Raw genomic sequence first — 20,596 nt, 5'->3', positions numbered from 1 at the left:
GACGCCCCAATGCATCGATCTCGCCAATCCAGTCTCGCGCCACTCTGGAAGTCTGGTGTGAACAGAGCGCACGGGCTTCCGGTTTTTTTCCGTAGCGCTGCACTACCGGCTTATCAGCGTCCAGGCATCCCCCGAAGGGCCACCCTGGCTGTGGCGAGCCTGAATCAGAAATGAAAAAGCCCAGCGCGACGGCTGGGCTCTATTACGCAAGGAGATAGAAGATCATGGAGTCCAGTAAGCAATCTTGCCGCTTGCACCAACAGCTACAAAATTGCCGTTGCCGTAGGCGACGCTCCGGATATCGGCTCCTGCGAAAGTGTTGGCTTGCTGAACCCAGCCGATCCCATCCTCGGAAACGGCTGTCTTGCCGCCGTCGCCGACAGCTACATACTTGCCATTACCGTAAGCAATATCGCGGATGATGGTTCCACCGAAACTGGTATCTCCTACAGCAGTCCAGGTAAGCCCATCGGATGAATATGCCATCTTGCCATCCGCACCAACGATAAACATTTTCCCGTTGCAAAGCTTCATGGAAAGGATGGTGCTAGTGCCGAAGGTGCTGGTTCTGGTCGCGAATGATTGCGAATCATTCGTCGCCATCTTCACAGCGCTAAGCAGCTTCCCATTCGATCCCGCAACCAACACAAAAACGCCAATGACGTTGACGCAGTACACAGTCTCGCCAGAAGTGAAGGTCGTAGTGCGCTCCACCTGGCCTGACCAATCGCCATAACGGGAAAAGACTTTACCGTTAGACCCAACCAGTATCCAGGTCGTGTTGCTGCCGTTAATTGGTTGATAATACACAACGCCTTGCAAGTCTCCGGACGCGCGAACAGTTGCCGTAATGTCTGTCCAAGCCCTTTCAGGGCGTGCTGTGCTGCCGTAGACCACATTGCCGGATTGAGAAAGGGCTTGAAGCTGTGTCCCAAGACCGTTCCAGTACAGGTCGTTGAGGACCTTTCCGCTATCAGAGGTGACGACGTCCTTAAGCTTGGTCCACGCTGTACCAGTCGCGCCTCCGCTGACAACCTGAGTGGTTGTGGGAAGACCGTTGCCACCAGCCGCATAAAACTTGCCGTCCGCAAAAACCACGCGCCTAAGCATGCCGGTGTTATCCACCGGTTGTACTTGAGTCCAAAGATCTTGCAAGGTTTGAGACGCTGAATTTGCGTTTTCCATTTTAAACTCCGTTACTGAGCTGATTTAAGTTCAGGCCTCTATATTGGGCGTATGGCGCTCATGGGCGATTGCTCGAGGCTCGCGGCCTTCACATGATTCAGCGTCCCACATCGGGAACATTTGATCTGGAGCTCTGTAAACCCACCCGTACGGGCGAGAAGTCTTTTGCAGTTACCGCATCTGAATTCTTTCAACATCTGCAAATTCCTTTTACTGAACCACCTTTTCCGTGTGATTGAGTAGGAAGCGGCGTTACATTCGCCGCCCTCTCACACCCACCTACACACAGGTCCTTAGACGGCGGCATGCCTGCGGGATCTTTGAGCAAAGACAGTCCGAGGTAGAAGTTCTGGGTGAAGGATACAATCCAACTGTCATAGTCCGTTTCCGCACTGCTGAGCACGGAAGGGGCCGCGACAAGCGCAGTGGGCAAGTCGCATTGCTCGGGCGGCAAGCCCCAGCGGTTATCCAGGGCCAAATCCATCAGTCGGCTGGCCAGGTCGCAGGCGTCAAAGGGCGTCGAGCCACTGACGACCGTGGCCTTGAGTGAAACCGACAAGACATGCGCCTTGCGCCCGGCAAGGGAGCGAACGCCCGGGCCATTGCGCTCCACGCTGATCAAAATGCCGGTTTTGTCGCCCGTGTCGGAGAAGTCATGGTGATTACCGACCCGTAGTTGTGGGAACGCGCGCTTCAGCGCGTCCCCGATTGCCATGGGCAGTTGGGAAGGTTTTTCGAGAAGTGTCATCTGCTTGCATCCTTGCAGCGCTTACTGCTGATCCGGGCGAGAGTTCGAGGCCTGGTTGACCCCGATGCGCTTGGCCGCCCAGCGTTCATAAAGGCCGATGGCCACGTCCGCGCCGGCCATGGCGGTCAGGCAACCAATGGCGCCCGCAGTCCAGATCGACATGCCGGCGGCGTAGCACAGCATCAATGCCGATACCCCGCAGACCATGCACGCCCCGGACCGCAGGGCCAGGCGCCGGATCAGCGACCAACCACGGGCGCCCTCCTTATCGGCGCGCCACATTTCGCCGGATACACCGCCGATCAGCGCCAGTACGATTACCAGCCAGATAGGCATTTCCGCTAACGCTTGCTGCTCGTTTGTCATGTCACGCCTCCTGGCTGAGCACTACCGGCATGGGGCCGGCTCTTGGGTAAATCCATGTGTAGGTAGGCATTCCAAAAAGCCCGGTTGCCCAGGCTTTTCAGTAATGCGGTCCAAACTCGATCTTTCGGCGCTACTGGCGCGGTACGGATCTTTCCTCGATGTTTTTCCGACCACGATCCCTGTCTGCCGGATAACTGCTTTTGGTGCTTTACGCTGCACACCCGGGTCAGTTGCCAACCCTTTGAACCGTTAAGGCCGGTTCATCGCTGCCTGTTTGTTAAGCGGTGAAACTAAAGAGCGTCGGCATCCTTGCCGGTGTTGCTGGCATCCTTGCCATCGCTCGGATGGCGTCCTTGCCGGTGCTGCGTGACTTCCTTGTGTTGACTGGCAGCATCCTTGCCGCCTCCACCAGACCTTGTTGGCTGGCTTGAGATGAAGAATATGCATGTATGCATATACAGTCAATGCACAAATGCATTTATTTTCAGCGCGCAAATGCACAAACGCATTTACGTCCTTGTGGACAGCGGGTTTGGTGGTTTTTTCCAGGCGAAAAAAAGCCCGCTCGTTGGCGGGCTTTGTCTTACAGAAGAAGGTTAACGGGCGTACATACCCCACCAGAACACATGACCCAGGATGCTGATCTGCTCATCCTGGATATCCTGGAAGCTGTAGTCCTCATCCGGGTGCTCATCGCGATTGAAACTGCGCAGGCGAATCCCGGAAGGCAGGCGGTAGAGCTGTTTCACCCGCAATTGGCCGTTGTGGTTGATGGCATACAAGTCACCATCGACGATGTCACCAATGCCACTTTTGCCCGCATTCACCCCGACCGTCGCGCCATCGCGCAGCACCGGCAACATGCTGTTGCCGCGTACCGTCACGCACTTGGCCTGGTCGAACTGCACACCGTTATGCCGCAGGCTGCGCTTGCCGAACCGCAGGCTGGCTTTCTCGCTTTCCTCGATGACGAATCTTCCTGATCCAGCAGCCAATTCAACCTCGCGCAGAAAGGGGATCGACACCTCGTCATCATTAACGGGCGTGTCGTCGTCCCACAGGCTTATGTCCTTGAGTTCCGAATGCATCGGGTCGCGCCCGTCCTCCCGCGAAACGCCCACCGCCACGCGCCCGCGCAGTTGGTCGGTGCTCACGCGGAAGTACTCGGCGATGCGGGAAATGTGCTTGTCCGACGGATCAACGATCTTGCCGCTGAGGATCCGGGACAGCGTGGATTGAGGCACGCCGGTACGCCGGTGAAGCTCCGTGGGGGAGATCCGGTCGCGGTCCAGCAGTTCGCGTAAGACGATAGAAACGTTGCGTTTTTGCATAACGGGGATAGTGACGGGAGATTTCGGGGTTGGCAAATGCTAATTTGCATTATTTATGCATAACCGATGCATTTCTTGGGCCCTTTTAAGTGTGGTGATGTGGACTGCGAACCGCAGACCTCGCGTGTTAACCTTGCGCCCATCGCAAAATCGCAGGGCGGAATGCCCCACCTTTGCTCCACTCCTTTCAACGAATTTGCCTACGACCCAATGAGTAAAACCACTTCAGACCTGTCCTCCCACACCCCAATGATGCAGCAGTACTGGCGCCTCAAGAACCAGCACCCTGATCAGTTGATGTTCTACCGCATGGGCGACTTCTACGAGATCTTCTACGAAGACGCGAAGAAGGCCGCCAAGCTGCTGGATATCACCCTGACGGCGCGTGGGCAGTCGGCGGGGCAGTCGATTCCGATGTGTGGGATTCCTTACCATTCATTGGAAGGTTACCTGGTCAAGCTGGTGAAGCTGGGCGAGTCGGTGGTGATCTGTGAGCAGATCGGCGACCCGGCCACCAGCAAGGGGCCGGTAGAACGTCAGGTGGTGCGCATTATTACGCCGGGGACGGTGAGTGATGAGGCGCTGCTGGATGAGCGTCGCGATAACCTGATCGCGGCGGTGTTGGGCGATGAGCGCCTGTTCGGGCTGTCGGTGCTGGATATCACCAGTGGCAACTTCACGGTGCTGGAGATCAAGGGCTGGGAGAACCTGCTGGCGGAGCTGGAGCGCATCAATCCGGTGGAGTTGTTGATCCCGGATGATTGGCCGAAGGATCTGCCGGCGGAAAAACGCCGTGGGGCCAAGCGCCGTGCGCCGTGGGATTTCGAGCGTGACTCGGCGCTGAAAAGTCTGTGCCAGCAGTTCTCAGTACAAGACCTTAAAGGCTTCGGTTGTGAAACCCTGACCCTGGCCATCGGTGCCGCCGGTTGCTTGCTGGGTTACGCCAAGGAAACCCAGCGCACCGCCCTGCCGCATTTGCGCAGCCTGCGTCATGAGCGTCTGGACGACACCGTGGTACTCGATGGCGCGAGCCGTCGCAACCTGGAGCTGGACACCAACCTGGCCGGCGGGCGTGACAACACTCTGCAATCGGTGGTCGACCGTTGCCAGACCGCTATGGGCAGCCGCTTGCTGACGCGTTGGTTGAATCGTCCGCTACGCGACCTGAGTGTGCTGCAGGCGCGTCAGACTTCTATTACTTGCCTGCTGGACGGCTATCGCTTTGAAAAGCTGCAGCCACAGTTGAAGGAAATCGGCGATATCGAGCGCATCCTGGCGCGGATCGGCCTGCGTAACGCGCGTCCGCGTGACTTGGCGCGCCTGCGTGACGCCCTCGGTGCCTTGCCACAATTGCAAGCGGCGATGACCGAACTGGACACGCCGCACCTGCAACAGCTCGCGGTCACCGCCGGTACTTACCCGGAGCTGGCGGCGTTGCTGGAAAAAGCCATCATCGACAACCCGCCAGCAATCATCCGTGACGGCGGCGTTCTGAAGACCGGTTACGACAGCGAGCTGGACGAGCTGCAAGCCCTGAGCGAAAACGCCGGGCAGTTCCTGATTGACCTGGAAGCCCGCGAAAAAGCCCGTACCGGCCTGGCCAACCTGAAAGTCGGCTACAACCGCGTGCACGGCTATTTCATCGAATTGCCGAGCAAGCAGGCCGAGTCGGCGCCCATCGACTATCAACGTCGCCAGACACTGAAAGGCGCCGAGCGGTTTATCACCCCAGAGCTGAAAGAGTTCGAAGACAAGGCACTGTCGGCCAAGAGTCGTGCCCTGGCTCGGGAAAAGATGCTCTACGAGAACCTGCTGGAAGACCTGATCAGCCAATTGGCACCGCTGCAGGACACCGCCGCCGCCCTGGCCGAGCTGGATGTGCTGAGCAACCTGGCCGAGCGCGCGCTGAACCTTGACCTGAACTGCCCGCGCTTTGTCAGCGAGCCGTGCATGCGCATCGTGCAAGGTCGCCACCCGGTCGTAGAGCAAGTGTTGACCACGCCGTTCGTCGCCAACGACCTGTCGCTGGACGACGATACCCGCATGCTGGTGATCACCGGTCCGAACATGGGCGGTAAATCCACCTACATGCGCCAGACGGCATTGATCGTGCTGTTGGCGCATATCGGCAGCTTTGTGCCGGCGGCCAGTTGCGAGCTGTCCCTGGTGGACCGCATTTTCACCCGGATCGGCTCCAGCGACGACCTGGCCGGTGGCCGTTCGACCTTTATGGTGGAGATGAGCGAAACCGCCAACATCCTGCATAACGCCACCGAACGCAGCCTGGTGCTGATGGACGAAGTGGGCCGCGGCACCAGCACCTTCGACGGCCTGTCCCTGGCCTGGGCGGCAGCCGAACGCCTGGCGCATCTGCGTGCCTACACGCTGTTTGCCACGCACTATTTCGAGCTGACCGTGCTGCCGGAAAGCGAACCACTGGTGGCCAACGTGCACCTGAACGCTACTGAGCACAACGAGCGCATCGTGTTCCTGCACCACGTGCTGCCGGGGCCAGCCAGCCAGAGTTACGGCCTGGCCGTGGCCCAACTGGCGGGCGTGCCGAATGACGTAATCACCCGCGCCCGCGAACACCTCAGCCGCCTGGAAACCACGGCGCTGCCCCATGAGACCGTGGTCGCCAGCCCTGCCAAAGCCTCCAGCAAACCGGCGGCGCCGCATCAGAGCGACATGTTCGCTAGCCTGCCCCACCCGGTGCTGGATGAGTTGGCAAAGCTTGACCTGGATGACTTGACGCCGCGAAAAGCGCTCGAAATGTTATATGCACTGAAGACTCGGATATAACGCTGAGGCCAGCAAGCTGGTAGACTCTCGCGCGGTTTGGGATGCTGCAGGCTATTAGCCTGGCCTGCAGACTATCGCTCCCGAACCTCGCGAGCCCTGCCACAAAGGGTTTCGCCGCCGCCGCCTGAGGAGAGAATTAGAAATGACCTTCGTCGTTACCGACAACTGCATCAAGTGCAAGTACACCGACTGCGTGGAAGTATGTCCGGTGGACTGCTTCTACGAAGGCCCGAACTTCCTGGTCATCCACCCGGACGAGTGCATTGATTGCGCCCTGTGTGAACCTGAATGCCCGGCCGTCGCTATTTTCTCCGAGGACGAAGTCCCGGCAGGTATGGAGCAGTTCATTCAGTTGAACGTCGAGTTGGCGGAAATCTGGCCGAATATCACTGAACGCAAAGACCCGATGCCGGATGCAGCGGAGTGGGATGGCAAAAAAGGTAAGATTGCAGACCTCGAGCGCTGATAGCGTCGCCTCCCAAAAGGCCCCTTGCGGGCCTTTTTGCGTTTCTGGAAAGCAGGTTTCACTTTCCTACAGGCAAAAAAAAGGGGCGGTATGACCCGCCCACATTTTTTCCCTAGTCCCTGTATTCCTTTTCATCATCCTGATGAATCGCATCCTGCGACGTTCCCTAAACCATCGTTCCTTGATGGCTGTGTCAATCCGTGGACACAGGGCTGATGTTAGAGAGTTCCGAAGGAAGTTCAACGGGATCCATTCCTGCGACCGACACGCTTTCATGCTCAGCAGATAATAATTAATTGTTATTTTTCAACAGGATAGAAAACACTCTCGATGAACCGGGACGTACTTGGCGGGCAAAAAAACCAAACGCTTACGAAAAAGTAAGCAAATGCTTACACGACCAATTGCGTAAATGAGAAATAAACCCGCCTTGACCACCGTCCAGCCATGAAAAAGCCCCGACACCGTCGAGGCTTTTTCCCTTCAATGCCCTCAGTCGTCGCTGACGGTGATGGTCGGCATCGCCGGCGCAGCGGCTTCCTGCAGCACGATACGCGCGCCCACATGGCGGGCCAGCTCCTGATACACCATGGCTATCTGGCCATCAGGGTCCGCCGCAACAGTCGGCTTGCCACCGTCCGCCTGTTCACGAATCACCATCGACAGTGGCAATGAAGCCAGCAGTTCCACCCCGTACTGGGTGGCAAGCTTCTCGCCACCGCCTTCGCCGAACAGATGCTCGGCGTGGCCGCAGTTGGAGCAGATGTGCACGGCCATGTTCTCCACGACGCCCAGCACCGGGATATTGACCTTGCGGAACATTTCCACGCCTTTTCTCGCGTCGAGCAATGCCAGGTCCTGGGGCGTGGTGACGATCACCGAGCCAGCCACCGGGACTTTCTGCGCCAGGGTCAGCTGGATATCACCGGTGCCTGGAGGCATGTCGATCACCAGGTAGTCCAGGTCGCCCCAGGCGGTCTGGGTGACCAGTTGCAGCAAGGCGCCGGAGACCATCGGCCCGCGCCAGACCATCGGCGTGTTGTCATCGGTAAGGAAGGCCATCGACATCACTTCCACACCCAGGGACTCGATCGGCACGAACCACTTCTGATCCTTGACCTTAGGCCGTGTGCCCTCGGCGATGCCAAACATCACGCCTTGGCTCGGGCCGTAGATATCCGCATCAAGGATGCCCACGCGTGCGCCTTCGCGGGCCAAGGCCAGGGCCAGGTTGGCCGCCGTGGTGGACTTGCCCACGCCGCCCTTGCCGGAGGCCACAGCCACCACGTTCTTGACGTTGGCCAGCCCTGGGATTTGCGCCTGGGCCTTGTGCGCGGCAATCACACACTGGATGTCGACCTTGGCCGAACGCACGCCGTCCAAGCCCTCGATGGCCATCTGCAGCATCTGCGCCCAACCGCTCTTGAACAGACCGGCGGCATAACCCAGTTCCAACTGGACCGACACTTGGTCGCCCTGGACGTCGATGGCACGCACACAGCCGGCACTGACCGGGTCCTGGTTCAAATAAGGGTCGGTGTACTGGCGAAGCACGGCTTCCACCGCTGCGCGATTGACGGCGCTCATGGGCTACTCCCGAAAAAGACTGACTGAAACAGGCGGCTATCCTAACCGTTCCAGCGGCGTTACGGCATGCTTTCGCAGGTTCGGAAGATTCTGAAACAGCGCCACGGGGTGAAATATATTTCCCGGCGCTTTATAGTGGCCGACCTCCGTTTCATCAAGTAGCCGAGCCCCATGTCCGAGCCACGCAAGATCCTCGTCACCAGCGCCCTGCCCTATGCCAATGGTTCCATCCATCTTGGCCATATGCTTGAGTACATCCAGACCGATATGTGGGTGCGCTTTCAGAAGCATCGTGGCAACCAATGCATTTATGTCTGCGCGGACGACGCCCACGGTTCGGCCATCATGTTGCGCGCCGAAAAGGAAGGGATCACCCCGGAACAACTGATCGCCAACGTGCAGGCTGAACACAGCGCCGACTTTGCCGAGTTCCTGGTGGATTTCGACAACTTCCACTCGACCCACTCCGAAGAAAACCGCGAGCTGTCGAGCCAGATCTATCTGCGTTTGAAAGAAGCCGGGCATATCGACCAGCGTTCGGTGACCCAGTATTTCGACCCGGAAAAGAAAATGTTCCTGGCCGACCGCTTCATCAAGGGCACCTGCCCGAAATGCGGCACTGAAGACCAATACGGCGACAACTGCGAGAAATGCGGTGCGACCTACGCGCCCACCGAGCTGAAGAACCCTAAGTCGGCAATCTCTGGCGCCACCCCGGTGCTCAAGGATTCCCAGCATTTCTTCTTCAAGCTCCCGGATTTCCAGCAGATGCTGCAAACCTGGACCCGAAGCGGCACCTTGCAGGACGCCGTGGCCAACAAACTCTCCGAATGGCTCGACAGCGGCCTGCAGCAGTGGGACATCTCCCGCGATGCGCCGTACTTCGGCTTCGAAATCCCGGGCGAGCCGGGCAAGTACTTCTACGTGTGGCTGGACGCGCCGATCGGCTACATGGCCAGCTTCAAGAGCCTGTGCGACCGCACGCCGGATCTGGACTTCGACGCGTTCTGGAGTAAGGAATCCACTGCCGAGCTGTACCACTTCATCGGCAAGGACATCGTCAACTTCCACGCGCTGTTCTGGCCGGCAATGCTTGAAGGTTCGGGCTATCGCAAGCCGACCGCCATCGCGGTGCACGGCTACCTGACGGTCAACGGCCAGAAGATGTCCAAGTCCCGTGGCACCTTTATCAAGGCGCGCACCTACCTGGACCACCTGTCGCCGGAATACCTGCGCTACTACTACGCCTCCAAACTGGGCCGTGGCGTCGATGACCTGGACCTGAACCTGGAAGACTTCGTACAGAAGGTCAACTCGGACCTGGTCGGCAAGGTCGTCAACATTGCCAGCCGTTGTGCCGGGTTTATCCACAAGGGCAACGCTGGCCTGCTGGTGGCCGAGAACGCCGCTCCGGAACTGACCGACGCCTTCCTGGCCGCTGCGCCAAGCATCGCCGATGCCTATGAAGCCCGCGACTTTGCCCGTGCCATGCGCGAAATCATGGGCCTGGCCGACCGTGCCAACGCCTGGATCGCCGACAAGGCACCGTGGTCGCTGAACAAACAGGAAGGCAAGCAGGCGGAAGTGCAGGCGATCTGCGCCACGGGCGTCAATCTGTTCCACCAACTGGTGATATTCCTCAAGCCGGTGCTGCCGTTGTTGGCCGCCGACGCCGAGGCGTTCCTCAACGTGGCGCCGCTGACCTGGAACGATCACACCACGCTGCTCAGCAACCATCAGTTGAACGAGTTCAAGCCGCTGATGACCCGTATCGACCCGGTCAAAGTCCAGGCGATGACCGACGCTTCGAAAGAAGACCTGGTCGCCAGCCAGACCGATACCGGTTCGGCTGCGCCCGCGGGCAATGGTGAGTTGGCCAAAGATCCGATCTCTGCGCAAATCGACTTTGATGCTTTCGCTGCCGTAGACCTGCGTGTCGCGCTGATCGTCAAGGCCGAAGCCGTAGAAGGTGCCGACAAGCTGCTGCGCCTGACCCTGGACCTCGGTGGCGAGCAACGCAACGTGTTCTCCGGCATCAAGAGCGCTTATCCGGACCCATCCAAGCTGGATGGTCGCCTGACCATGATGATCGCCAACCTCAAACCTCGGAAAATGAAGTTCGGCATGTCCGAGGGCATGGTGATGGCGGCCGGCCCGGGTGGGGAAGAGATCTACCTGCTCAGTCCTGACAGTGGTGCGAAGCCGGGCCAACGGATCAAGTAGCCTGCAAAGTTAGTATTTGTGGTGAGCGGGCTTGCCCCGCCCGAGGCTGCGAAGCGGCCCTAAAACCAGGCACCCGGTTCTATCTGTAAAAACCGTGGTGGCAATGATGGGGCCGCTTCGCGCCCCAGCGCGGGGCAAGCCCGCTCACCACAAGAAAGCGCAACCACCCCAGCCCAGTTTGCTTAACCGGCATGCCCATGATCACCCCATGAATCTCATTCAACGTATCGACGCGCTGCTGCCGCAGACCCAATGCGGCAAATGCGGGCACCCAGGCTGCAAACCTTACGCTGAGGGTATTGCTCAAGGCGAAGCGATCAACAAGTGCCCGCCCGGGGGACAGGAAACCATTGCGGGTCTTGCGCAATTGTTGCGCGTGCCGGTGCTGGAATTGGATATCAGCCGAGGGGAAGCTCCGGCCCAGATCGCCTATATCCGCGAGGCCGAGTGCATTGGTTGCACCAAGTGCATCCAGGCCTGCCCGGTGGATGCCATTGTCGGCGCAGCCAAGCTGATGCACACGGTCATCGTCGATGAGTGCACCGGTTGCGACCTCTGCGTCGCGCCCTGCCCCGTTGACTGCATTGAAATGCGTCCGACCGCCACCGTATTACCGATTGTGGGTGGCCTGGCCACCAACGATCAGCAACGGCAAGGACGAGCTCTCAAGCGCGACCGGGCAAGACGCCGTTATGAACAACGCAATGCACGGCTGCAACGGGAAGAAGCGCAGAAGCTCGCTGAACGCCTGGCTCGGGCAAAACGCTCAGTACCGGATTTGCCTGTGCAGGTCGGTACAGCACAGGACGCAGCGATCAAGAAAGCCAAAATCACGGTCGCCATGAGTCGCGCACAACTGCATAAATCCTTGAAGGCCTTCGGCCACCCACCAACCTTTGATCAACAGTCGCAGTTGATCGTCTTGCAGCAGCAGTTCGAAGCGGCAGAACAAGCGCTGACCGCGCTGGAACTGGGCACCGCACCGAAGGCAGTAGGTACGACTTCGAATACTGCCGACCTCAAGCGCGCGAAAATCCAGCTGGCAATGCGCCGCGTGGAATTGAAGAAAGCTCATGACTTAAACGCCAGCCCGCAACAACTGGCCGAGGCGCAACACAACTTAGAAGAGGCGCAGCGTCAAGTGGATACCCACGGCAACACCTGACCCGCAAAACCTGTATTGCTACAATCCCGCCGATCGACTGCCAGGGAAACCCCACCCCATGAACGCCGCAAAACGCCTGGAAATTTTCCGCAGGCTCCACGAAGACAATCCAGAACCCAAGACCGAACTGGCCTACACCACGCCGTTCGAGTTGTTGATTGCGGTGATCCTGTCGGCTCAATCCACGGACGTCGGCGTGAACAAGGCCACAGCCAAGCTGTACCCTGTGGCGAATACTCCCGAAGCAATCCATGCATTGGGTGTGGATGGGTTGTCGGAATACATCAAGACCATTGGCCTGTACAACAGCAAGGCCAAGAACGTCATTGAAACTTGCCGCCTGCTGGTGGAACTGCACGGCAGTGAAGTACCGCAAACCCGCGAAGCCTTGGAAGCCCTGCCAGGCGTCGGGCGCAAAACCGCCAACGTGGTGCTCAACACCGCGTTCCGGCAACTGACCATGGCGGTGGACACCCATATCTTCCGGGTCAGCAATCGAACCGGCATCGCCCGTGGCAAGAACGTGGTGGAGGTGGAAAAGCAGCTGATGAAGTTCGTGCCCAAGCCCTATCTGCTGGATTCCCACCACTGGCTGATCCTTCATGGCCGCTACGTTTGTCAGGCCCGCAAGCCGCGCTGCGGCAGCTGTCGCATCGAAGACCTGTGCGAATACAAGGACAAGACGTCCGACGATTGACAGATCATTGATTTTCTCGATCAATCGATTGAAAAAATCTTTTTTACCGGATCATGGATTATCGTTATAAGGAGCGCCAACGGCAGTCTTAGCCCGGAGTGAACCTTATGAGCACTGGCAAAGAGCAACTGGAAGTGGAAGACGACCTCGTTGAGTCGGACGACGATGGGGCAGAGGCGCCTGTGGCAGAGGTCGCCAAGACCAATTTAAGCAAACGCCGCACTATCGATAATCTCCTGGAAGAACGACGCTTGCAAAAACAGCTGGCCGATTACGACTTCGACCTCTGATCGAGCAATCGACAGCCGGAAGCCTCCTTCGCGGAGGCTTTTTTCTGCCGGTGCCCCGGACAATACGCTGTGCTATGCCCTCCTCTATACCAAGCCGTTACGCTGGGCCAGCTCGATCAGGTCCACCAGTGAACGCGCATTGAGCTTGAGCAGCAAACGCGTCTTGTAGGTGCTGACGGTCTTGTTGCTGAGAAACATGCCGTCGGCAATCTCCTTGTTGGTCCTGCCCCGCGCCAGCTGCTGCAATACCATCATTTCTCGCCCGGAGAGGCGCTCGACCATATCGGCCTCGCTGGCATTGCCCATGGTGGAGCGTACCGAGTTGAGCGCCTGGTTCGGGAAATAGCTGTAGCCCGACAGGACCGCCTTGATAGCACTCAGCAACTCGGTCAGGTCCTGTTGCTTGCATACGTAGCCTGCCGCTCCCGCCTGCATGCAACGCATGGAAAAGTGACCAGGGGCCTGAGATGTGAGGACCAGCACCTTGAATGGCACAGCCTGCTTGGTGGAAGACAACCGGCAAATAACTTCCAGGCCGTCAAGTTTGGGAATACCGATGTCCAGTATCACTATGTCCGGCATATGCTCCCGCGCAAGTTGCAACGCATCGACACCGTTATCGGTCTCGGCAACGACCTCATAACCATGACGTTCCATTAGCATACGCACAGCAAGACGAATGACGGGATGATCGTCCACGATCAGCACTTTATTCATGAGAAAGTCCAATTTCGCTGTTCGAATTATTTAGAGCAAGCACAATAGCCTAGTCGTTTCCTAGTTGGCATAGCGTTACCCCCCAAGCAACAGCAAGCAGAGACCCACCCCACAGCGATAAAGGAATTGCCCTACAAAAAAACGCCCTCTCGGAGGGATCAGGTTTTATGGATCCTTTCAGAACTTTCCGGGGGCCTACATACTTTGAGTGAAATATCCGTGGCTTATAGGGGGCTGGGTAAACGTGCCGCACATGACTCTCAGGAAATGCCCCTTGTCTCTCGCCCGCCGCAGGGGGAAACGGCCAGAATGAGGCGTCTGCTTTAGTTCCATTTAACATATTCACTTACATCCTTAATTCCTACAGACCATTCAATGTTTTGTCTCTTCTCCGCACTTGTATGAGTGAATTATCTGTAAGACCAGTTCCTACACAGATGTAAAAAATTCATTCCCCCTACAACATTTGAACAATAATTCATTCAAACCCAATTTTTGGTAAAGGTTTTGAGGAAAAACATCCACGGCTGTTTAATCGTTATAAACATAAAAGTCTTCACAGAATCACAGGCAAAAAAAATGGCCCCTTTAGCAAGGGGCCATTCTTCACAACACGTTGAGACTTAGAACAGCGAGCGACCTTTGTTGGCCGCAATGCGCATGCGCAATGCGTTCAACTTGATAAAGCCTGCCGCGTCCGCCTGGTTGTAAGCGCCGCCGTCCTCTTCAAAGGTAGCGATGTTGGCGTCGAACAGCGATTCATCGGACTTGCGACCGGTAACGATCACGTTGCCCTTGTACAGCTTCAGGCGCACAACGCCGTTCACGTGAACCTGGGAAGCGTCGATCATCTGTTGCAGCATCAGACGCTCAGGGCTCCACCAGTAGCCGGTGTAGATCAGGCTGGCGTACTTGGGCATCAGCTCGTCTTTGAGGTGAGCCACTTCACGGTCCAGGGTGATGGACTCGATGGCGCGGTGGGCGCGCAGCATGATGGTGCCGCCTGGGGTTTCGTAGCAGCCGCGGGACTTCATGCCCACGTAGCGGTTCTCGACGATGTCGAGACGGCCGATACCGTGTTCGCCACCGATACGGTTCAAGGTCGCCAGTACGGTGGCCGGAGTCATTTCGACGCCGTCCAGCGCGACGATGTCGCCGTTGCGGTAGGTCAGTTCCAGGTATTGCGGCTTGTCGGGAGCGTTCTCCGGGGAGACGGTCCACTTCCACATGTCTTCTTCGTGCTCGGTCCAGGTGTCTTCCAGCACGCCACCTTCATAGGAGATGTGCAGCAGGTTGGCGTCCATCGAGTACGGGGATTTCTTCTTGCCGTGGCGCTCGATCGGGATTGCGTGCTTCTCAGCGTAATCCATCAACTTTTCACGGGACAGCAGGTCCCATTCACGCCAAGGGGCAATCACTTTCACGCCAGGCTTGAGCGCGTAGGCACCCAGTTCGAAACGCACCTGGTCGTTGCCCTTGCCGGTAGCGCCATGGGAAATGGCGTCGGCGCCGGTTTCGTTGGCGATTTCGATCAGGCGTTTGGCGATCAGCGGACGTGCGATGGAGGTACCCAGCAGGTACTCGCCTTCGTAGACGGTGTTGGCGCGAAACATCGGGAAAACGAAATCGCGGACAAACTCTTCGCGCAGGTCGTCAATGTAGATCTCTTTCACGCCCATGGCTTGCGCCTTGGCACGTGCTGGTTCGACCTCTTCGCCCTGACCCAGGTCAGCGGTGAAGGTCACCACTTCACAGTTATAAGTATCCTGCAGCCACTTGAGGATCACCGAAGTGTCCAGGCCGCCGGAATACGCGAGAACGACCTTGTTTACGTCGGCCATGCCATCACTCCACGGGGTTGTACGGAAAGGCGTCGATTCTACCGACCAAAACCGCGAATTTACAGGGGCGCGACAGCAAATGAAGATAAAGCGACAGATTATGTCGAACGGGCGACCGATGGTCGCACCTTAGGAGGTGTGCGCGGGGTTGCTTGGGCCGGTGGCGGTGGGGGCCGGTTTCTCGGGGGCAGCCACGCGCTCTAGCTGAATATTCACGCGGCGGTTACGTGCCCGGTTGGCCGCATTGGTGTTGGGCGCCAATGGGTAGCTTTCGCCGTGGAAACGCAGGGTGATCTGCGATTCCGGAATCCCGTTGGCCTTGAAGTAGTCCATGACCGCCAGGCCGCGACGGCGCGAGACGTCGCGGTTGGTGAGTCGGTTGCCGCTGTTGTCCGAATGACCGTTCAACTCGATATGGTTGACGGTGGGGTCGGCTTTCATGAACGCGAGAATCACGTCGAGTTTCTTCTTGGCGAGCGCGTCCAGCTCGATTCCGCCACCCGGGAAACCGACTTCAGTCTGTTTGACCTGGTCATAATTCATCGGCAACAGCTTGGCGGTGCACAGCTGGTAATCGTTGTAGGCCTTGTTGAATTTAACCGGCAGCAGACGGATTTCCGAATAGCCGCCCTCACGCCCATAGTGCCGCACGGTCGGGCTACGCCCTTCCAGCAAGCCATTGAACAAGCGCCCGGCCTGCGCCTGGGAGCTGTTGAACAGTACATCGCCACTGCCGGCACGCACGGCGCCGAGGCTGATATCGCCTCGCCCCGGCTGCCACGGCGCAGCGGCGGCCAGCAACGTGGCCGAACCGGCTCCCAGCGAGCCATTGTAGGCTTTCAGGCGAAATGTCGCCTGCTCGCCGGCCCGGCGCACGAACTCACCCGAACCGAAATCGGTGATTGGCTGGGTCAAGCGGCACTCGAACTGGTCGCCTTCCACCTTCCACTCAATATTCTCCAGACGTGTCTGGAACGTGAGGGCCATCGCAGGCAGGCTGGCGAACACACTGAGCAGGGCTAGATATTGCTGGCGCACGTGAGGCTCCACTGGTTTCTACAACACTTCAAAGCGTCATACATCGATAAGGCATACCCAAGGCTATCGGTTGCATCCTGCAAAACTTGATAGCGAGTGCCTGAAAGCGTCTTTTCCGGTAGCATTCCCACCAGATTGACCCGCCTGGAATCCCCAATGTCCGACCGCCTGACCCTGCTGCGTCCCGACGACTGGCATATTCATCTTCGCGATGGTGCTGCGTTACCCCACACCGTGGCCGATGTCGCGCGCACGTTTGGCCGCGCCATCATCATGCCTAACCTGGTACCTCCGGTGCGTAATGCCGAGCAAGCCGATGCCTATCGCCAGCGTATCCTCGCTGCACGACCGGCCGGCAGCCGCTTCGAACCGTTGATGGTGCTCTACCTCACCGACCGCACCCAGCCCGAAGAGATTCGAGAGGCCAAGGCCAGCGGTTTCGTGCACGCCGCCAAGCTGTACCCGGCCGGCGCGACGACCAACTCCGATTCCGGTGTGACCAGTATCGACAAGATCCTGCCGGCCATCGAAACCATGGCCGAAGTCGGCATGCCGCTGTTGATCCACGGTGAAGTCACCCGTGGCGACGTGGATGTCTTCGACCGCGAGAAGATCTTCATCGACGAGCATATGCGCCGTGTGGTCGAGCTGTTCCCGACCCTCAAGGTGGTGTTCGAACACATCACCACCGCCGATGCCGTGCAGTTCGTCAGCGAGGCCTCCGCCAACGTCGGCGCGACGATCACCGCGCATCACTTGCTATACAACCGCAACCACATGCTGGTGGGCGGGATTCGGCCGCACTTCTATTGCCTGCCGATCCTCAAGCGCAACACCCACCAGGTGGCCTTGCTGGATGCAGCGACCAGCGGCAATCCGAAGTTCTTCCTCGGCACCGACTCCGCGCCTCATGCCCAGCACGCCAAGGAAGCGGCGTGTGGCTGTGCCGGTTGCTACACCGCCTATGCAGCGATCGAGTTGTATGCCGAAGCGTTCGAACAGCGTAACGCCCTGGACAAGCTCGAAGGTTTCGCCAGCCTCAACGGCCCGCGTTTCTACGGCCTGCCGGCGAATACCGACCGCATCACCCTGGTCCGTGAAGACTGGACCGCCCCTGCCAGCCTGCCGTTTGGCGAGCTGACTGTCATCCCGCTGCGCGCCGGTGAAACACTGCGCTGGCGCCTGCTGGAGGAAAGCAAGTGAGTGAAGACCATTACGATGACGAACACGAGCACAGTGGTGGCGGTTCGCGTCACCCGATGGCCGAGCGGTTTCGCGGCTATCTGCCGGTTGTCATCGACGTAGAAACCGGTGGTTTCAATTGCGCCACCGACGCATTGCTGGAAATCGCCGCAACCACCATCGGCATGGACGAGCAGGGTTTTGTGTTCCCGGAACACACCCACTTCTTCCGCGTCGAACCGTTTGAAGGCGCGAATATCGAAGCCGCCGCTTTGGAATTCACGGGCATCAAGCTTGATCACCCACTGCGCATGGCGGTGAGTGAAGAAGCGGCGCTGACCGATATCTTCCGTGGTGTGCGCAAGGCGTTGAAGGCCAATGGCTGCAAACGCGCGATCCTGGTCGGCCACAACAGCAGTTTCGACCTGGGTTTCCTGAACGCCGCCGTGGCGCGGTTGGACATGAAGCGCAACCCGTTCCACCCGTTCTCTAGCTTCGACACGGCCACCCTCGCCGGCCTGGCGTATGGCCAGACCGTGTTGGCGAAAGCCTGCCAGGCCGCCGGTATTGACTTTGACGGGCGTGAGGCTCACTCGGCTCGCTACGACACAGAGAAAACCGCCGAGCTGTTCTGCGGCATCGTCAACCGCTGGAAAGACATGGGCGGCTGGGAAGACTTCAACGACTAACAGCGCTTTTGTGGTGAGCCCGCCGACTATGGTGTGCGGGCTTACCACAAAAAAACCGGCCTTCTCAGGCCGGTTTTTTTGTACCTCGAACCTGGCTTACAGCTTGCCAGCGTTCTCGGTCAGGTAAGCCGCAACGCCTTCTGGCGAAGCGTTCATGCCTTTGTCGCCTTTTTTCCAGTTGGCAGGGCAGACTTCGCCGTGTTCTTCGTGGAATTGCAGGGCGTCGACCAGGCGGATCAGCTCTTCCATGTTACGACCCAGTGGCAGGTCGTTGATGATCTGGGAGCGGACAACGCCCTTGTCGTCGATCAGGAAAGCGCCACGGAAGGCCACGCCGCCTTCAGACTCAACGTCGTAGGCCTTGGCGATGTCGTGCTTCATGTCGGCAGCCATGGTGTATTTGACTTTGCCGATGCCGCCATCATTGATGGCGGTGTTGCGCCAGGCGTTGTGGGTGAAATGGGAGTCGATGGAAACAGCTACCACTTCAACGTTGCGCGCCTTGAAATCGTCCATGCGATGGTCCAGAGCGATCAGCTCCGAAGGGCAGACGAAGGTGAAGTCCAGCGGGTAGAAGAACACCAGGCCGTATTTGCCTTTGATGGCTTCAGACAGTTTGAAGCTGTCTACGATTTCGCCATTGCCGAGGACGGCTGGGACGTCGAAATCCGGGGCTTGTTTGCCGACGAGTACGCTCATTGGGTATCTCCTGATGTAGAGGTGACGATTGAAGTAAAAGGACCGGCCTCGAGTCTGCCGTTAATAAGCGACAGCCCTGTGACGCAGTCACGCTTCGTGAAGACCGACCATCATACACTGAAAAAACCGTTCGTCAGTGCGGGCGCGGTGCCAGCAAATACCCTACGAATCTACTTTGACAATCATTCTCGTTAACATTAAGATCCATCGCACTTAAGCCTTAAACCCGCGACGGTTCTCCCTTATGTATGTGTGCCTCTGTACTGGCGTCACCGACGGACAAATCCGCGAAGCAATCTATGAAGGTTGCTGCAGCTACAAGGAAGTGCGTGAAACCACCGGCGTTGCCAGCCAGTGCGGTAAATGCGCTTGCCTCGCCAAGCAAGTGGTACGGGAAACCCTGACGCAGCTGCAGACAGCCCAGGCCGCGCTCCCCTATTCAGCAGAATTTACACACGCCTGATTGGGCGTGTTTTAAAGAACCGGACTTAGTGTCCGGTTTTTTTATGCCCGCAATTCAATTAGTTAGCGTCAAGACGCGGAACACAAACATTCTTATTCCGATTAATTTTCATTTATTATTCAATAACTTAGGTTTGACACTAGGGAATTCGCCGCTCAAACTCCGCCTTATACACAGCTATTACAGGGCAGGACCCCAGTCATGAAAGGCGACATCTCAGTCATCCAGCAACTCAACAAAATCCTTGCCAATGAACTGGTCGCGATCAATCAGTACTTTCTGCATGCGCGCATGTATGACGATTGGGGCCTGGAAAAGCTGGGCAAGCGCGAATACAAAGAATCCATCAAGGCCATGAAAGATGCGGACGCGCTGATCAAGCGCATCCTGTTCCTGGAAGGCCTGCCGAACGTACAGGACCTGGGCAAGCTGAACATCGGCGAGCACACCCAGGAAATGATCAGCAGCGACCTGAAGTTCGAACACAAGAGCCACAGCGACCTCAAGGCCGCCATCGCTCACTGCGAAAGCAAAGGTGACTTCGGCAGCCGCGAACTGCTGGAAGACATCCTCGAAGACCAGGAAGAACACATCGACTGGCTGGAGACCCAACTGGGCCTGATCGACAAAGTCAGCCTGGAAAACTACCTGCAATCGCAGATGGGCGAAGAATAAGCCCCCAGCTCGCAGGTACAAAAAAGCCCCGCTCTCTCACGAGAAGCGGGGCTTTTTATTGCGTCCGGATCAAGCTTCAGTCTTGGCTGCCGCTTTTGCCGCTGCATCTTTGATCAACGACTGCAACGAACCGTCTGCGGCCATTTCAGTGATGATGTCGCTTCCGCCGACCAGCTCACCGGCAACCCACAGTTGTGGGAAGGTCGGCCAGTTGGCGTACTTCGGCAGGTTGGCGCGGATTTCAGGGTTTTGCAGGATATCCACGTAAGCGAATTTTTCGCCGCACGCCATGATGGCCTGGGACGCCTTCGCGGAGAAACCGCACTGAGGAGCGTTTGGCGCGCCCTTCATGTAAAGCAGAATGGTGTTGTTGGCAATCTGCTCTTTGATCGTTTCGATGATATCCATGGAACACCTCGGCTGGAACTTTGC

Annotated in this window: 21 protein-coding genes; 10 read left to right on the top strand and 11 right to left on the bottom strand. The window is 58.0% G+C overall.

The genetic code is table 11. The features are described from left to right. Window positions 1-222 precede the first annotated feature (222 nt). The 5 genes from EJ576_RS06745 to EJ576_RS06725 all read right to left on the bottom strand — a co-directional run bounded on the left by EJ576_RS06745 (window position 223) and on the right by EJ576_RS06725 (window position 3,630). Window positions 223-1,185 (bottom strand): hypothetical protein, encoded by a 963-nt coding sequence (locus EJ576_RS06745; protein WP_122724064.1) that lies wholly within the window; start codon window positions 1,183-1,185, stop codon window positions 223-225. A gap of 38 nt (window positions 1,186-1,223) precedes the next feature. After that, complete coding sequence (locus tag EJ576_RS06740; RefSeq protein ID WP_099494182.1) at window positions 1,224-1,382, bottom strand: Com family DNA-binding transcriptional regulator; 159 nt, start codon at window positions 1,380-1,382, stop codon at window positions 1,224-1,226. Then, a complete protein-coding gene (locus tag EJ576_RS06735) occupies window positions 1,376-1,933 on the bottom strand; it encodes a hypothetical protein (RefSeq protein ID WP_122724062.1) in 558 nt (185 codons plus the stop codon). The genes EJ576_RS06740 and EJ576_RS06735 overlap by 7 nt, the downstream gene beginning before the upstream one ends. 21 nt (window positions 1,934-1,954) lie before the next feature. Beyond that, complete coding sequence (locus tag EJ576_RS06730; RefSeq protein WP_068936982.1) at window positions 1,955-2,299, bottom strand: phage holin family protein; 345 nt, start codon at window positions 2,297-2,299, stop codon at window positions 1,955-1,957. A 596-nt stretch (window positions 2,300-2,895) separates the two neighbouring features. Further along, complete coding sequence (locus EJ576_RS06725) at window positions 2,896-3,630, bottom strand: XRE family transcriptional regulator (RefSeq protein WP_016977944.1); 735 nt, start codon at window positions 3,628-3,630, stop codon at window positions 2,896-2,898. Between the two features lie 210 nt (window positions 3,631-3,840). Here EJ576_RS06725 and mutS point away from each other — a divergent pair, with 210 nt between their 5' ends. Together mutS and fdxA are read left to right on the top strand one after the other, a co-directional pair. Further along, a complete protein-coding gene (gene mutS / locus EJ576_RS06720; RefSeq protein WP_126569917.1) occupies window positions 3,841-6,432 on the top strand; it encodes a DNA mismatch repair protein MutS in 2,592 nt (863 codons plus the stop codon). Between the two features lie 142 nt (window positions 6,433-6,574). Continuing rightward, window positions 6,575-6,898, top strand: a complete 324-nt coding sequence (gene fdxA, locus EJ576_RS06715; RefSeq protein ID WP_122724058.1) for a ferredoxin FdxA — start codon at window positions 6,575-6,577, stop codon at window positions 6,896-6,898. Window positions 6,899-7,390: 492 nt separating this feature from the next. Here the strand turns inward: fdxA and apbC are convergent, their stop codons facing one another. After that, entirely contained in the window at window positions 7,391-8,485 is a 1,095-nt protein-coding gene (apbC, locus tag EJ576_RS06710) for an iron-sulfur cluster carrier protein ApbC (RefSeq protein WP_028619070.1), read from the bottom strand. A 171-nt stretch (window positions 8,486-8,656) separates the two neighbouring features. Between apbC and metG the strand changes: the two genes are divergently transcribed. The 4 genes from metG to EJ576_RS06690 all read left to right on the top strand — a co-directional run bounded on the left by metG (window position 8,657) and on the right by EJ576_RS06690 (window position 12,860). Beyond that, window positions 8,657-10,708 carry a methionine--tRNA ligase gene (metG, locus tag EJ576_RS06705; RefSeq protein WP_126569915.1) on the top strand — a complete coding sequence of 684 codons (2,052 nt, stop codon included), beginning with the start codon at window positions 8,657-8,659 and terminating at the stop codon, window positions 10,706-10,708. 208 nt (window positions 10,709-10,916) lie between these two features. Next, window positions 10,917-11,873 carry an electron transport complex subunit RsxB gene (gene rsxB / locus EJ576_RS06700; RefSeq protein ID WP_126569913.1) on the top strand — a complete coding sequence of 319 codons (957 nt, stop codon included), beginning with the start codon at window positions 10,917-10,919 and terminating at the stop codon, window positions 11,871-11,873. A gap of 58 nt (window positions 11,874-11,931) precedes the next feature. Next, on the top strand, window positions 11,932-12,570 hold the full coding sequence (nth, locus tag EJ576_RS06695) for an endonuclease III (RefSeq protein ID WP_028619067.1): 639 nt from the start codon (window positions 11,932-11,934) through the stop codon (window positions 12,568-12,570). A gap of 107 nt (window positions 12,571-12,677) precedes the next feature. Continuing rightward, on the top strand, window positions 12,678-12,860 hold the full coding sequence (locus EJ576_RS06690) for a PA3496 family putative envelope integrity protein (RefSeq protein WP_028619066.1): 183 nt from the start codon (window positions 12,678-12,680) through the stop codon (window positions 12,858-12,860). An 84-nt stretch (window positions 12,861-12,944) separates the two neighbouring features. Here EJ576_RS06690 and EJ576_RS06685 read toward each other — a convergent pair whose 3' ends face one another. The 3 genes from EJ576_RS06685 to EJ576_RS06675 form a co-directional block, all read right to left on the bottom strand. Then, on the bottom strand, window positions 12,945-13,577 hold the full coding sequence (locus EJ576_RS06685) for a response regulator transcription factor (RefSeq protein ID WP_028619065.1): 633 nt from the start codon (window positions 13,575-13,577) through the stop codon (window positions 12,945-12,947). Window positions 13,578-14,200: 623 nt separating this feature from the next. Next, window positions 14,201-15,418: an argininosuccinate synthase gene (locus EJ576_RS06680; RefSeq protein WP_010212738.1), complete on the bottom strand. Its 1,218-nt coding sequence runs from the start codon at window positions 15,416-15,418 to the stop codon at window positions 14,201-14,203. Window positions 15,419-15,547: 129 nt separating this feature from the next. Continuing rightward, window positions 15,548-16,456 (bottom strand): OmpA family protein, encoded by a 909-nt coding sequence (locus EJ576_RS06675; protein ID WP_126569911.1) that lies wholly within the window; start codon window positions 16,454-16,456, stop codon window positions 15,548-15,550. 156 nt (window positions 16,457-16,612) lie between these two features. Here EJ576_RS06675 and pyrC point away from each other — a divergent pair, with 156 nt between their 5' ends. Continuing rightward, window positions 16,613-17,659, top strand: a complete 1,047-nt coding sequence (pyrC, locus tag EJ576_RS06670; protein WP_122724048.1) for a dihydroorotase — start codon at window positions 16,613-16,615, stop codon at window positions 17,657-17,659. Then, complete coding sequence (gene rnt / locus EJ576_RS06665; protein ID WP_010212742.1) at window positions 17,656-18,327, top strand: ribonuclease T; 672 nt, start codon at window positions 17,656-17,658, stop codon at window positions 18,325-18,327. The genes pyrC and rnt overlap by 4 nt, the downstream gene beginning before the upstream one ends. A 96-nt stretch (window positions 18,328-18,423) precedes the next feature. Here the strand turns inward: rnt and EJ576_RS06660 are convergent, their stop codons facing one another. Next, window positions 18,424-19,026, bottom strand: coding sequence for a peroxiredoxin (locus EJ576_RS06660; RefSeq protein WP_003172097.1), 603 nt, complete (start codon window positions 19,024-19,026; stop codon window positions 18,424-18,426). Between the two features lie 244 nt (window positions 19,027-19,270). On the opposite strand from EJ576_RS06660, the gene EJ576_RS06655 reads away from it, so the two are divergent. Both EJ576_RS06655 and bfr read left to right on the top strand, forming a co-directional pair. Further along, window positions 19,271-19,489 carry a bacterioferritin-associated ferredoxin gene (locus EJ576_RS06655; protein WP_010564137.1) on the top strand — a complete coding sequence of 73 codons (219 nt, stop codon included), beginning with the start codon at window positions 19,271-19,273 and terminating at the stop codon, window positions 19,487-19,489. Window positions 19,490-19,690: 201 nt separating this feature from the next. Further along, the gene (gene bfr / locus EJ576_RS06650; RefSeq protein WP_028619062.1) at window positions 19,691-20,164 is read left to right on the top strand and encodes a bacterioferritin; all 474 of its coding nucleotides are present in this window, start codon (window positions 19,691-19,693) and stop codon (window positions 20,162-20,164) included. 69 nt (window positions 20,165-20,233) lie between these two features. Here the strand turns inward: bfr and grxD are convergent, their stop codons facing one another. Continuing rightward, window positions 20,234-20,572 carry a Grx4 family monothiol glutaredoxin gene (gene grxD / locus EJ576_RS06645; protein ID WP_095014901.1) on the bottom strand — a complete coding sequence of 113 codons (339 nt, stop codon included), beginning with the start codon at window positions 20,570-20,572 and terminating at the stop codon, window positions 20,234-20,236. Window positions 20,573-20,596: the final 24 nt, after the last annotated feature.

Origin of the sequence: Pseudomonas sp. C 49-2, assembly GCF_003970195.1 — a bacterium.
GTDB classification, from domain to species: Bacteria; Pseudomonadota; Gammaproteobacteria; order Pseudomonadales; family Pseudomonadaceae; genus Aquipseudomonas; species Aquipseudomonas canadensis.
This window is presented reverse-complemented; position numbering and strand designations above follow the sequence as displayed.

Coding starts and splice junctions, on each gene's coding strand:
- EJ576_RS06655 (WP_010564137.1), top strand. CDS start 19,271: ATGTATGTGTGCCTCTGTACTGGCGTCACCGACGGACAAATCCGCGAA.
- bfr (WP_028619062.1), top strand. CDS start 19,691: ATGAAAGGCGACATCTCAGTCATCCAGCAACTCAACAAAATCCTTGCC.
- EJ576_RS06735 (WP_122724062.1), bottom strand. CDS start 1,933: ATGACACTTCTCGAAAAACCTTCCCAACTGCCCATGGCAATCGGGGAC.
- EJ576_RS06660 (WP_003172097.1), bottom strand. CDS start 19,026: ATGAGCGTACTCGTCGGCAAACAAGCCCCGGATTTCGACGTCCCAGCC.
- EJ576_RS06745 (WP_122724064.1), bottom strand. CDS start 1,185: ATGGAAAACGCAAATTCAGCGTCTCAAACCTTGCAAGATCTTTGGACT.
- fdxA (WP_122724058.1), top strand. CDS start 6,575: ATGACCTTCGTCGTTACCGACAACTGCATCAAGTGCAAGTACACCGAC.
- nth (WP_028619067.1), top strand. CDS start 11,932: ATGAACGCCGCAAAACGCCTGGAAATTTTCCGCAGGCTCCACGAAGAC.
- rsxB (WP_126569913.1), top strand. CDS start 10,917: ATGAATCTCATTCAACGTATCGACGCGCTGCTGCCGCAGACCCAATGC.
- grxD (WP_095014901.1), bottom strand. CDS start 20,572: ATGGATATCATCGAAACGATCAAAGAGCAGATTGCCAACAACACCATT.
- EJ576_RS06730 (WP_068936982.1), bottom strand. CDS start 2,299: ATGACAAACGAGCAGCAAGCGTTAGCGGAAATGCCTATCTGGCTGGTA.
- EJ576_RS06685 (WP_028619065.1), bottom strand. CDS start 13,577: ATGAATAAAGTGCTGATCGTGGACGATCATCCCGTCATTCGTCTTGCT.
- EJ576_RS06690 (WP_028619066.1), top strand. CDS start 12,678: ATGAGCACTGGCAAAGAGCAACTGGAAGTGGAAGACGACCTCGTTGAG.
- EJ576_RS06680 (WP_010212738.1), bottom strand. CDS start 15,418: ATGGCCGACGTAAACAAGGTCGTTCTCGCGTATTCCGGCGGCCTGGAC.
- metG (WP_126569915.1), top strand. CDS start 8,657: ATGTCCGAGCCACGCAAGATCCTCGTCACCAGCGCCCTGCCCTATGCC.
- mutS (WP_126569917.1), top strand. CDS start 3,841: ATGAGTAAAACCACTTCAGACCTGTCCTCCCACACCCCAATGATGCAG.
- EJ576_RS06725 (WP_016977944.1), bottom strand. CDS start 3,630: ATGCAAAAACGCAACGTTTCTATCGTCTTACGCGAACTGCTGGACCGC.
- pyrC (WP_122724048.1), top strand. CDS start 16,613: ATGTCCGACCGCCTGACCCTGCTGCGTCCCGACGACTGGCATATTCAT.
- EJ576_RS06740 (WP_099494182.1), bottom strand. CDS start 1,382: ATGTTGAAAGAATTCAGATGCGGTAACTGCAAAAGACTTCTCGCCCGT.
- apbC (WP_028619070.1), bottom strand. CDS start 8,485: ATGAGCGCCGTCAATCGCGCAGCGGTGGAAGCCGTGCTTCGCCAGTAC.